The sequence below is a fragment of the Amycolatopsis sp. NPDC058986 genome, assembly GCF_042741125.1.
Taxonomy (GTDB): domain Bacteria; phylum Actinomycetota; class Actinomycetes; order Mycobacteriales; family Pseudonocardiaceae; genus Amycolatopsis.
This window is the reverse complement of record NZ_JBHYJW010000066.1, coordinates 40,306-50,646: the sequence shown is the minus strand read 5'-3', so window position 1 is coordinate 50,646 and position 10,341 is coordinate 40,306. Positions and strand designations below refer to the sequence as shown.

Sequence of the window (10,341 nt, the reverse complement as noted above, 5' to 3'; positions counted from 1 at the left end):
GGCTAGGACAAATGCCGTTAAGGCCACCTTATGGGCGTCAGACGCCCATAAGGTGGCCTTAACGGCAGGTCGGGACGGGACTCAGTGGCGAGGGACGGCGCCGGGGGTCCAGCCGCGGTAGTTGTTGAAGTAGTTGACACTGCTCGCGTGGCCGATCTTGCCGCCGATGCTGGTGGCGTAGATGCCGCCGTTGCCGTCCGCGATGCCGACGTGGCCGTAGGCGCTGATGTTCCAGTACACGAAGGCGCCGAGCGGCGGGGTGCCGCTGGTGTGCTTGGGGCTCGCGCCGTTCCAGTGCGCGTTCGCCGACGCCCAGACGCCGGTGGTGCCGTAGGAGTTCTCGGCGGCCTTTTCGCAGTAGTGCTGCCAGGCGGTGCTGCCCAGGTGGTTCTTGTACCACTGGACCGCGCCCGCCGGGGTCCCGTCGGCGGCGCCCTGGACGGTGAACTCGGGCTCGGTGGTGAAGGTGCCCGCGGCCGGGTTGATGTCGGCGGCGGTGATGTCGGCGTCCGCGGTGGTGGCGCCCGCCTGCGCCACCGGGGCCACGGCGAGGGCGGCGGCGGCCAGCGCCGCCACCACGGCGGGTTTGGTGATCCGGGAAATCACAGTGCGCACGGTCTGCCTCCAGTCGGGTGGGAGAATCACGAACCGGCGGCAGCCTCCCGGCGGGGAGTACAAAATTCGTACACCCGAGGTACATAGTTGATAACTCAACGTGTCCGTTTTGCCCGGGAATACCGGCTGAACAGGCCGTGTTGAAAGCCCTGTCAGCGCGTCTGGCACAATTACTCCGCTGAAGTCCGGCTCCGGTTCACCCCGAACTACCGGGGACCCGGCGGCCAACGAGAGAGGACACCATGAAGAGCGGCATCCACCCCGAATACGTGGTCACGACCGTGAACTGCGACTGCGGGAACACGTTCACCACCCGCAGCACGAAGACGTCCGGTCACATCCACGTCGAAATCTGCTCGAACTGCCACCCGTTCTACACCGGCAAGCAGAAGATCCTGGACACCGGTGGCCGGGTCGCGCGCTTCGAGAAGCGCTACGGCAAGCGCACCAAGGGTGCCGACGCCAAGTAGCTTGACCGACGGCGCCCATCCGCGAACGAGCGGATGGGCGCCGTTTGTTTTGAGCTTTGTCCGGCAGGGCGTCGTCCGAGAGGTGGAGTGGTGGATTCGAGTTCGCTCAAGGGGCTGCTGTCCGAGTACGCCGAGCTGGAGACGCAGCTGGCGGACCCGGGGGTGCACGCGGACCAGTCGCGTGCCCGCAAGCTCGGCCGCCGCTACGCCGAGCTGACGCCGGTGGTCACGACCGTCCGCGAACTCGACGGCGCCCGTGAAGACCTCACCGCGGCACAGGAACTCGCGGCCGAGGATCCCGCTTTCGCCGCGGAGGCCGAGGAAATCGGCGCCCGGATTCCGGTGCTGGAGGCCAAACTCACCGAACTGCTGCTGCCGCGCGACCCCTACGACGGTTCCGACGTCGTCATGGAGATCAAATCCGGGGAGGGCGGCGAGGAATCGGCGTTGTTCGCCGGCGATCTCCTGCGGATGTACCTGCGCTACGCCGAGCGGCACGGCTGGAAGGCCGAGGTGCTGGACTCGGTCGACTCCGATCTCGGCGGCTACAAGGACGTCACGCTGTCGATCAAGAGCAAGACGGCCGAGGCCGACGGCGTGTGGGCGCGGCTGAAGTTCGAGGGCGGCGTCCACCGCGTGCAGCGCGTCCCCGCCACCGAATCGCAGGGCCGCATCCACACTTCCGCCTCCGGGGTGCTGATCTATCCGGAGCCGGAGGAGGTCGAGGTCGAGATCGACCCGAACGACCTGCGCATCGACGTCTTCCGCTCGTCCGGCCCCGGTGGCCAGAGCGTCAACACGACCGACTCGGCCGTGCGGATCACGCACCTGCCGACCGGCATCGTGGTCTCCTGCCAGAACGAGAAGTCGCAGATCCAGAACCGCGCCCGCGCGCTGCAGGTGCTGCAGGCCCGGTTGCAGGCCATCGCAGAGGAGGAAGCCGCCGCGAAGGCTTCGGACGCGCGTCGTTCGCAGGTCCGCACCGTCGACCGCTCGGAGCGGGTGCGCACGTACAACTTCCCGGAGAACCGGATTTCCGATCACCGGGTCAACTACAAGGCGTACAACCTGGATCAGGTCCTCGACGGCGAGCTCGACGGCGTGCTGGACGCGCTGGCCACCGCCGACCGCGAAGAACGGCTGGCCGCTCAGGCAGGCTGAGCGGGACAGCGGAACGTAACGACCTAAGGTATCCCGAGTGGCACGCGAAATCCGGCTTGGCCTCGGTGTTCTGATCACGTCGCTGGGCGTGCTCCTGGTGCGGTTCCTCGTGCCGCGGCCGATCGGGATGGCCGACAACGGCGACGGCTGGCGGCTGCTGTGCCAGCTCGGCGCGAGCCAGCCGGACCGCCCGTCGGAGAAGTTCGTCCGGTTCGCCTACGGCGCCGCGCCCGAGTGCAAGAGCGCGTACATCTCCAGCCAGAGCTGGCTCGACAAGACCGCCAGCGAACTCGGCAAACTACTCGGTTCGTCCTCGGTGCTGAACCTGCTCGTGCTCGGCGTGCTGTGCACCGTTCTGCTCGCGCTCGGCATCACGGCGATCGTGCTGGGACTGCGGCTGTCGACGCGGAACCGGATCATCGCCACCGCGCTGCTGCTGCTCGTGGCCGGGGATTCGGCGTTTTTCGGTTACGTGGCTTCGGTGCTCAGCGAGGGCGCCGCGTTCATCGGCATTCTGCTGCTGTGCGGCGGTCTGCTCCTGATGAACCGCGCGGGCGCGTGGCGTTACGCCGGCGCGGTCGTCACGGTGGCGGGCGCGTTGATCGGGATCAACGCGAAAACCCAGACGCTGCTGCTGATCCCGGTGTTCGTGCTGGCGCTGCTGTTCGTGCGCGCGCCGGGCGTGCGCGGCCTGGCACGGTGGGCGCTGCCGCTGGCCGTGCTCGCCGTCGCGGGCACCGGGACCGCGCTCATGCAGTCGACGGGGGACCCGGCCAACGCGGAATACCGCGAGGCCAACATGTATCACGTGGTGTTCGACGCCATTGTGGACGGAAAGCACGATTCGGCCGCCGATCTCGCGGCGCTGGGGCTCCCGGCGGAGTTCGCGAAGTACAGCGGGACCGGCTGGTGGAGCGCACATCCCGCGCACAGTGATCCGCTGTACCCGCAGTACCGCGACAAGATCAGCAGGCGCAATGTCGCGCACTACTACCTCACGCATCCATTGAGGACAGTCGAGATCATGCAGAAGTCGGCACAGGAAGTGCTGACAGCGCGCGTGCCGAACCTCGGCAGCTTCGGCGAGCACGCCGGACAACCTCCGCTGGCCAAGGAGTACCGGGTTCCCGTCGTGTCCGGCCTGACCGGCTTCCTCGCGCCGCTCGGCCTGTTCTTCCTCCTTCCACTGTGGATAGTCGTGCTGTGGCTGGGGATCCGCGCGTTCCGGCGCCGCTCCGGTCGCCGCGACCTCGGCGTGGTGACGCTGATGCTGCTGCTGTTTTCGGTCGGGCAGTTCCTCGCCTCCGGTCTCGGCGAAGGCATCGAGGGTGTCAAACACCAGCAGCTGACGTTGTTCCCGACGCTGCTCGCCGCGGTGTTCGCCGGGCTCAGCCTGTTGCCCCGCAAGGCACCGGAGGAAGTCCCGGCGGCATCGGACGAAGCCGCGCAGGAGGTCGCCGTCCAGCCGGCGGCGTAGCTGCTCGTTGCCGATTCCACGCGACCCGGCCTCGTCCTTGACATCGACTTGGGTCGAGGTTTTAGCGTTGCCTGGTCTCTTGGCGATGTGGAGGAGGGATCGGCATGGTCGCGCGCCCCGCCGGGCAGGAACGGTCCGCGAACGAGGCGGACGTGCGGAGTATCAGGGAACTCGTGGCGAAACTGGATTCCGCCATCGCGGACCTCGACGCCGCGGAGTTCGACGCGTGTTTCACCGCCGACGTCGTCTTCACCAACCCCGCGGGCAGACGGTTCGTCGGCTGGGAAGAAATCAACGCGTACCACAGGGAAGCGCTGGCCGCCGCTCCCGAGGGCTATCGCAGCGGCTACACGATCGAACGCCTGACGTTCCCCGCCCCGGACGTGGCCGTGCTCGCCCTCCGGCAGCACGTGACCATGGCGGGCCGCGAAGGCTTCGAAAATGCCGGAACATGGGTGCTGGTCAGGAGAGCGGGCGCCTGGTGGATTCACGCGGTCCAGAACACCAACGTCACTTAGTCGCGGCCGGCTTCCGGGGTGGTTTCGGCGGGTGCGTGGCGCGGCCGCCGGAAGACGACCTGGTGGTACAGCACGTAGTTCCACACCAGGCCGACCGCGATCCCGGCCGCCTTCGGCACCAGGACGTGCACGCCGGGGAACGCTTTCGTGACGGCCATGATGACCAGCGCCTGGATCACCCACAGTCCGAACGCGGTGACCGCGAAGAACAGGATCGCCTGGCGCCGCACGTTCCCGTCCTTCGCGCGGAAGGTGAAGCTGCGGTTGAGGGTGAAGCTGAGCGCCATCCCGGCGCTCGTCGAGAGGAAGTTCGCGACGAACATCGGGACGCCGAGGGTGACCAGCAACGCGTAGCCGAGCGCGTCGAGGAGTGTGTTCGCGACGCCGACGAGGCCGAACCGCAGCTGGGTGCCGGTGACGAGCTTCACCGCGTGGCACTCCCGGCGTCCGCACCGGTCCGCTCCCGTTCACCCGGGTCCGGCGGCCCGGTGCGGACCGATGCCACCGTGTACAGCGGCCGGTTCTGCACCTGGGAATAGGTGCGTCCGATATAGCTGCCGAGCACGCCGAGCATGATGATCTGGATACCGCCGAGGAAGAACATCGCGATCGTGATGAACGCCCAGCCGGGCACCGCGGTTTCGGGGGCGAACAGCTTGACGCCGACGACGTAGAGCACGCCGAGGAAACTGAGCAGCGAGATCAGGTAGCCGAAGCGGGTGATCATGCGCAGCGGGGTCACGGAAAAGCCGAGAATGCCGTCGGCGGCGAACCGGAGCATTTTGCGCAGTGGATATCCCGTGACGCCCGCGTGCCGTTTGTCCCTGTCGAACAGCACTGCTGTCTGCTTGAAGCCGATGTAGCTCACCAGCCCGCGCAGGAAGCGGTCGCGTTCCCGGTACTTGCGCAGCTCGTCGACGACCTTGCGGTCGACGAGCCGGAAATCGCCGGTGTTCTTGGGAATGTCGACCGCGGCCATCTTGCGCAGGAACCAGTAGAAGGTGCTCGCGGTCAGTTTCTTGAACGCCGAATCCTGGCGCGACCGGCGTTGCGCGTAAACGACGTCGAAGCCTTCCTCCCACTTCTCGATCAGTTCGAGCGCGACCCTCGGCGGGTCCTGCATGTCGCTGTCCATGATGATCGTCGCGTCCGCGTCGACCAGGTCGAGCCCGGCGGTGACCGCGAGTTGGTGCCCGCAGTTGCGGGACAGCTCGACGACGGTGACGCGGTCGTCGCGCTCCGCGAGCTCGGCGAGCTTGGCCAGCGAGCCGTCGCGGCTGCCGTCGTCCACGTAGATGAAGCTGAACGCGTACCTGTCCGCGAGTGGCCGTGTGACCTCGTCGACCGTACTGTGCAGCAGGTCGATGTTGGCTTCCTCGTTGAAGATCGGGAAGATGAAGGCGACTCTTCGCGCTTCGTCGGCCGGTTCTGCGGACACGGGGTCTCCGGGGGTTCTTACGGCGATCGTCCGCCCATCCTAGGAGATCACAGGCCCGGCGGCGACGAGGTCATGCGCTCGGCGAACTCCGCCATGCGCTCGGCATAGCCACTCTCGGCACCGAAGTGGACGGCGACCGCGGAGGCCCCCGCCCCGGCGTAGGCGTGCGCGTCCGCCACGGCCCGGTCGAGGTCGTCCCGGCCGCCGGTCCACTCCATCCGCGCGGAGGCCCGGATCTCCCGCCCGCCTGCCAGTTCGTTGAGCCGCACAACACGATTCTCGAAGTCGGCGGGTGACAGGCCCGCGCTCTGCCAGACGTCGCCCAGCCGTGCCGCGCGGCGCAGCGCGGCCGTCGAGTTCCCGCCGGCCAGGACCGGGATCCGGCCTTCGGGACGGGGCTCGAAGTGTCCGCCGTCCGGCCCTCGCCCGGTCGTGAAGAGCGTGTCGAGCAGCTCCAGTGTTTCGTCGGTGCGCTTCCCTCGCGCCGCGAAGTCCGCGCCGAGTTCGGCGAACTCCGGCGTGTTCCAGCCGACCCCGGCACCGAGGGTGAGCCGGTGGCGCGACAGGCGGTCGAGCGTCGCGACCTGCTTGGCCAGGACGAACGGATCACGCAGCGGCACGATCAGCACGGAGGTGCCGAGCCGGATCCGCTCCGTCACCGCCGCGATATGGGCCAGCGTGATCAGCGGCTCGTACACCCCGCCGAACACTTCGCCGTAGGGCCCCGGCGGAAGGACGTGATCGGGCAGGAACACGGTCTCGTAGCCGAGCTCCTCGGCCGCTCGCGCCAGTGCGGCGGGGCGCCCGGGGTCCATGTCGGGTGCCTCGTCGGGCAGTACCACCTGCAGATCCATGGTTCAGCTCCTGCCGAGGAACTTTTCGATGGTGGTCAGCCAGTCGTCCCGTGCCTCGACGGCGATGTTGTGCCCCGCCTCGATCTCGGCCAGCTCGGCGCCCGGGATCGAGGCGGCCAGCTCCCGTGACAGCGCGGGGGAGACGAGGCCGTCCAGTGTCGTCGCGATGACGAGCGCCGGCACGCCGATCCCGGCCAGCTCGGCCCTGGTGTCGGCGGACGCGACGAGGTCGACGTGCTCGGGGCTGCCCGGCGGGATGAACGCGGCCAGCTCGTCGACGGCCCGTTCCAGCTCCTCGGCGCTCAGCGATTCGAGATGGCGTTCGCCGGTGCCGACGAGGGTCAGGAACTTCGCGAGCAGCCTGCGGTCGCCGTCGAGCAGCGTGCGCCAGACGTCGGTGGCGAGGCGCATGCGGTTGTTCTGGCGGGCGAACCCGGCGGTCAGGATCAGGGCCGTGACGCGGCCGGGATGCCGGGTGGCCGCGCGGACCGCGACCGCCGAGCCGAGGGAATAGCCGAGAATCGCGAAGCTGTCGAGTCCGGCGTCGGTCGCGATGGCGACCAGCTCGTCGGCGACGGCGTCGAGCTCCAGCGGCGTCGTGCTGCGGGGAGTGTCGCCGCTCCCCGGGTAGTCGGCGCCGACGACGGTGTGCGTGCGCGCGAGGTCGTCGAGAATCGGGCCGAAGTTGCCCGCGACGGTGCCACCGGCGCCGTGCGCCAGCAGGAGTCCCGGCCCGGATCCCCGGACGACGTGCGCGAAATGATTCGTCATGCTCGTGACGTTAAGGATTGACATCGGTGTGAAGGCCAAGCCCGGGTGGTGGGGGACACATGCGGATCGGTGAGCTGTCGCGGCGGACGGGCGTGAGCCAGCGCCTGCTGCGGTACTACGGCGAGCAGGGACTGCTGGCGGCAGGGCGTGACCGCAACGGCTACCGCGAGTACACCGAGGACGCCGTGATCCGGGTGCGGCAGATCCGCCGCCTGCTCGCCGCCGGGCTGAACACCGAGGTCATCGCCACCGCGCTGGAGTGCGCGAGCGGCGAGGAGGCCGAGCTGGACCTCTGCCCCGAGCTCGCCACGACGCTGCGTCGCGAACTCGACGCGATGGACGATCGCATCAACACCCTGCGCCGACGGCGCGGCGTGCTCGCGAACTACCTCTCGGCCGGGGAATAGCCGCTACTTCCCGCGCGGGGCGGGCGGGACCATGCCGCGCAGTGCCGGGTGGTTCGGCAGCGTCGCGATGTTGTGCCGGACGCGGTATTCGAGGTCGCAGTCCCAGCAGATGGTCGCGAGCGGGGCGGCGCTGCTGTAGGGCAGGTACTCGACCTCCTCCGTGCGCCCGCACAGCGTCGTGATCACCTCGCCCGGCCCGGGGATGCAGGTCAGGAGGGCTCGGTGCCAGCGGCCGTCGACGACCGGGTGCACCCGGTCGAGGTCGACCATGATCTGCGCGGTCACGATTGGGCGACTCCTCTGTGGTCACTATTCGTAATCATGCGGACGCAGAGTAGGCTCGCCGCGCCTCTTCCGGAACAGACCCCCGGTCCGAGTCGGGGCCCCGGACTGTCCGGTCAGGGCGGGGCAGAGGAGGAGGGCGCGGTGCCGACATCGACCAGCGGTCGGAGTTCCCGCTATCGGGGGACGGTGTCCGGGTTCGTCCTCAAGCTCGCCCGGCAGACGGCCGCGCTCACCCAGGAACGGCTGGCCGAGGCGGTCGGCGCCGACGTCACGACCGTCCAGGCGTGGGAGTCGGGCAGGCGCCCGCTCTCGGCGTTGCAGACGGGGGACCTCCTGCGGCTGCGGAACTGTCTCCTGCGGCTCGGCGCGCCGTCCTCCACCGGGCGGCATCTGCGCGAGGCGATCGAGGTCGACGTCGTGCTGTCGCTGGCGATCGAACACGGCGGCGTCGGTGCCATACCCGATCCGCATCCGCTCGCCGCCGCGGTGCACCGGCATTCGCTGATCAACCTGCTCACCTGGCCGTTCACCGGTGTCACCCCGGGACAGCTGGACGGGTTCGTCTCCCGCGTCCCGCGCCGCGGCCCCGAACCGCTCTGGCCGACGTTCTGTCCCGACGAGCAGAAGCGGTTCTTCGATCACCTGCTCGCCGTCGCGGATCGCTGTGTCGGGCCGGATCAGCGGCTGCTCCGGCGTCAGGCGGTGTATCTGCTCGGCTTCGGGAAGAGCGCGGCGGTGAAGACCTGGCTGCACGACGAGTGGACACGCACCAGCGGGCGGAAGATCGAGGACGGGGACGTCGCCGAGCTGCTGGCGAAGCGGTCGGCGTCGATCGCGCTCGCGGTGACCGGTGACGCGGAGACGTTGTGCTCGTTCGTCCGGAGCACGTCCGGTGGCTGGGCCGAGACCGCCAATCTCAACTACTGGGCCTACTGGACCGGCGAACTCGTGGACGACCAGGCCGACGACCGGTTCATCGCCGAACTCGATCCCCGCTGCTGGGGCGGGCAGCGTCTCGCCTGGCACCTGGTGAACCGGCTCGGGCCCGAAACCCCGCAGCTGACCCTGAACCTGGACACCCTCTACAGCCTCGTCGTCTCCCGGCCGTCGCTGCTGTCCGAGCGGCCCCGGCTGCGCCGCCGGACCGCGGCCGCGCTGGAGCGTCTCGACTCCGGCAGCGAGCTGCCCGGGTACTCCCGCGAGCAACTCGCCGGGCTGCGGTACGCGGTGCGGCTCGCCGACCGCTAGGCACCCGCGGCGGGAACACGCGTGCGGCGGAGGCGCCGCGCCGCGACTCGATAGTCTGGGGAGCACGCGGATCCGCCCCGACGCGCCGTGTCCGCATACGGGGTTGTTCCGCCTCGTGTGTCAATCTCGACGAGATGAAGGACGACCAGTGAAGCGGCAGCCGTTGCGCCTGGCCATCATGGAGGCGACCCGCATCCTGACCGAGGCGGGCGTGGCCTCGCCACGGTCGGACGCGGAGCTCATCGCCGCGCACGTGCTCGGTGTCGAGCGTGGCAGGCTGCCGATGGTGCCGCTGGTCGATCCGCCGGTCGTCGAGGCGATCGGGCAGCTGGTGAGCCAGCGCGCGAAACGGATCCCGCTGCAGTACCTCACCGGCTGGGCCGCGCTGGGGGACATCACCGTGAACGTCGGCGCCGGGGTGTTCGTCCCGCGCCCGGAGACCGAGCTGCTGCTCGACTGGGGCCTGAAGTTCCTGCACGGCCGCGAATTCCCGGTCGTGGTGGACCTGTGCACCGGGTCCGGCGCGCTCGCGCTGGCCGTCGCGCACGCGAGACCGGACGCGGTGGTGTACGCCGTCGACGTCGATCCGCAGGCACTGGCCTGGGCCCGGCACAACGCCGACGTCCACGCCGACGCCGGGAACACCCCGATCCGGCTCTACTCCGGGGACATCTCCGACACCACGATCTTCGCCGAACTCGACGGCCTGGTCGATCTGGTGCTGTGCAATCCGCCGTACGTGCCCGACGGCACGCCCGTCCCGCCCGAGGTCGCCGAGCACGACCCGGCTCGTGCGGTGTTCGCCGAAGAAAGCGGTCTCGCGGTCATCCGGCACGCGATCGCCGCGGGGGCGCGGTTGCTGCGAGCGGGGGGCGGGCTGGCGATCGAGCACGACGACACGCACGGCTCCGCCGTCCCGGCGCTGGTCCGGGCCCGCCGGGTGCTCACCGCGGTCGAGGACCACAACGACTTCGCGGGCCGGGCTCGTTTCGTCACCGCCCGAAGGCTGGGCTGAAGGGGACTTTCCTCGCGTGCGACGCGAGGAAACTCCCCCTTAGCGCCGCCGGTGATAAGTAGGTAGCCCACAGCACACGCAG

13 protein-coding genes are annotated in these 10,341 nt (G+C 69.3%); 7 read left to right on the top strand and 6 right to left on the bottom strand.

What is annotated here, in order from left to right:
- Positions 1-81: 81 nt before the first annotated feature.
- Positions 82-615: a CHAP domain-containing protein gene (locus ACFW0G_RS38355; RefSeq protein WP_378330418.1), complete on the bottom strand. Its 534-nt coding sequence runs from the start codon at positions 613-615 to the stop codon at positions 82-84.
- A 242-nt stretch (positions 616-857) separates the two neighbouring features.
- Here ACFW0G_RS38355 and rpmE point away from each other — a divergent pair, with 242 nt between their 5' ends.
- The 4 genes from rpmE to ACFW0G_RS38335 all read left to right on the top strand — a co-directional run bounded on the left by rpmE (position 858) and on the right by ACFW0G_RS38335 (position 4,241).
- Positions 858-1,085: a 50S ribosomal protein L31 gene (gene rpmE / locus ACFW0G_RS38350; protein WP_378330417.1), complete on the top strand. Its 228-nt coding sequence runs from the start codon at positions 858-860 to the stop codon at positions 1,083-1,085.
- A gap of 90 nt (positions 1,086-1,175) precedes the next feature.
- On the top strand, positions 1,176-2,246 hold the full coding sequence (gene prfA / locus ACFW0G_RS38345) for a peptide chain release factor 1 (RefSeq protein ID WP_378330416.1): 1,071 nt from the start codon (positions 1,176-1,178) through the stop codon (positions 2,244-2,246).
- Between the two features lie 37 nt (positions 2,247-2,283).
- Complete coding sequence (locus ACFW0G_RS38340) at positions 2,284-3,723, top strand: hypothetical protein (protein ID WP_378330415.1); 1,440 nt, start codon at positions 2,284-2,286, stop codon at positions 3,721-3,723.
- 104 nt (positions 3,724-3,827) lie between these two features.
- Positions 3,828-4,241, top strand: coding sequence for an SgcJ/EcaC family oxidoreductase (locus ACFW0G_RS38335; protein WP_378330414.1), 414 nt, complete (start codon positions 3,828-3,830; stop codon positions 4,239-4,241).
- Here ACFW0G_RS38335 and ACFW0G_RS38330 read toward each other — a convergent pair.
- The 4 genes from ACFW0G_RS38330 to ACFW0G_RS38315 are packed head-to-tail and all read right to left on the bottom strand — an operon-like array spanning position 4,238 to position 7,304.
- Positions 4,238-4,669, bottom strand: coding sequence for a GtrA family protein (locus ACFW0G_RS38330; protein ID WP_378330413.1), 432 nt, complete (start codon positions 4,667-4,669; stop codon positions 4,238-4,240). The two genes, ACFW0G_RS38335 and ACFW0G_RS38330, sit on opposite strands and share 4 nt — an antisense overlap.
- The gene (locus ACFW0G_RS38325) at positions 4,666-5,679 is read right to left on the bottom strand and encodes a glycosyltransferase (RefSeq protein ID WP_378330412.1); all 1,014 of its coding nucleotides are present in this window, start codon (positions 5,677-5,679) and stop codon (positions 4,666-4,668) included. Before ACFW0G_RS38325 ends, ACFW0G_RS38330 begins: the two co-directional genes overlap by 4 nt.
- A gap of 47 nt (positions 5,680-5,726) precedes the next feature.
- Positions 5,727-6,533 carry a TIGR03619 family F420-dependent LLM class oxidoreductase gene (locus ACFW0G_RS38320; protein ID WP_378330411.1) on the bottom strand — a complete coding sequence of 269 codons (807 nt, stop codon included), beginning with the start codon at positions 6,531-6,533 and terminating at the stop codon, positions 5,727-5,729.
- A gap of 3 nt (positions 6,534-6,536) precedes the next feature.
- Positions 6,537-7,304 (bottom strand): alpha/beta fold hydrolase, encoded by a 768-nt coding sequence (locus ACFW0G_RS38315; protein ID WP_378330410.1) that lies wholly within the window; start codon positions 7,302-7,304, stop codon positions 6,537-6,539.
- Between the two features lie 59 nt (positions 7,305-7,363).
- Between ACFW0G_RS38315 and ACFW0G_RS38310 the strand changes: the two genes are divergently transcribed.
- Complete coding sequence (locus tag ACFW0G_RS38310; protein ID WP_378330409.1) at positions 7,364-7,711, top strand: MerR family transcriptional regulator; 348 nt, start codon at positions 7,364-7,366, stop codon at positions 7,709-7,711.
- 3 nt (positions 7,712-7,714) lie between these two features.
- Here the strand turns inward: ACFW0G_RS38310 and ACFW0G_RS38305 are convergent, their stop codons facing one another.
- Positions 7,715-7,996, bottom strand: coding sequence for a hypothetical protein (locus ACFW0G_RS38305; RefSeq protein ID WP_378330408.1), 282 nt, complete (start codon positions 7,994-7,996; stop codon positions 7,715-7,717).
- Positions 7,997-8,137: 141 nt separating this feature from the next.
- On the opposite strand from ACFW0G_RS38305, the gene ACFW0G_RS38300 reads away from it, so the two are divergent.
- A complete protein-coding gene (locus tag ACFW0G_RS38300; protein WP_378330407.1) occupies positions 8,138-9,244 on the top strand; it encodes a multiprotein-bridging factor 1 family protein in 1,107 nt (368 codons plus the stop codon).
- 148 nt (positions 9,245-9,392) lie between these two features.
- Entirely contained in the window at positions 9,393-10,259 is an 867-nt protein-coding gene (prmC, locus tag ACFW0G_RS38295) for a peptide chain release factor N(5)-glutamine methyltransferase (RefSeq protein WP_378330406.1), read from the top strand.
- Positions 10,260-10,341 lie beyond the last annotated feature (82 nt).

What these genes read in the sequence shown, in the direction of transcription:
- ACFW0G_RS38320 (WP_378330411.1), bottom strand. Translation starts at nt 6,533, where the DNA reads ATGGATCTGCAGGTGGTACTGCCCGACGAGGCACCCGACATGGACCCC.
- rpmE (WP_378330417.1), top strand. Translation starts at nt 858, where the DNA reads ATGAAGAGCGGCATCCACCCCGAATACGTGGTCACGACCGTGAACTGC.
- ACFW0G_RS38315 (WP_378330410.1), bottom strand. Translation starts at nt 7,304, where the DNA reads ATGACGAATCATTTCGCGCACGTCGTCCGGGGATCCGGGCCGGGACTC.
- ACFW0G_RS38335 (WP_378330414.1), top strand. Translation starts at nt 3,828, where the DNA reads ATGGTCGCGCGCCCCGCCGGGCAGGAACGGTCCGCGAACGAGGCGGAC.
- ACFW0G_RS38310 (WP_378330409.1), top strand. Translation starts at nt 7,364, where the DNA reads ATGCGGATCGGTGAGCTGTCGCGGCGGACGGGCGTGAGCCAGCGCCTG.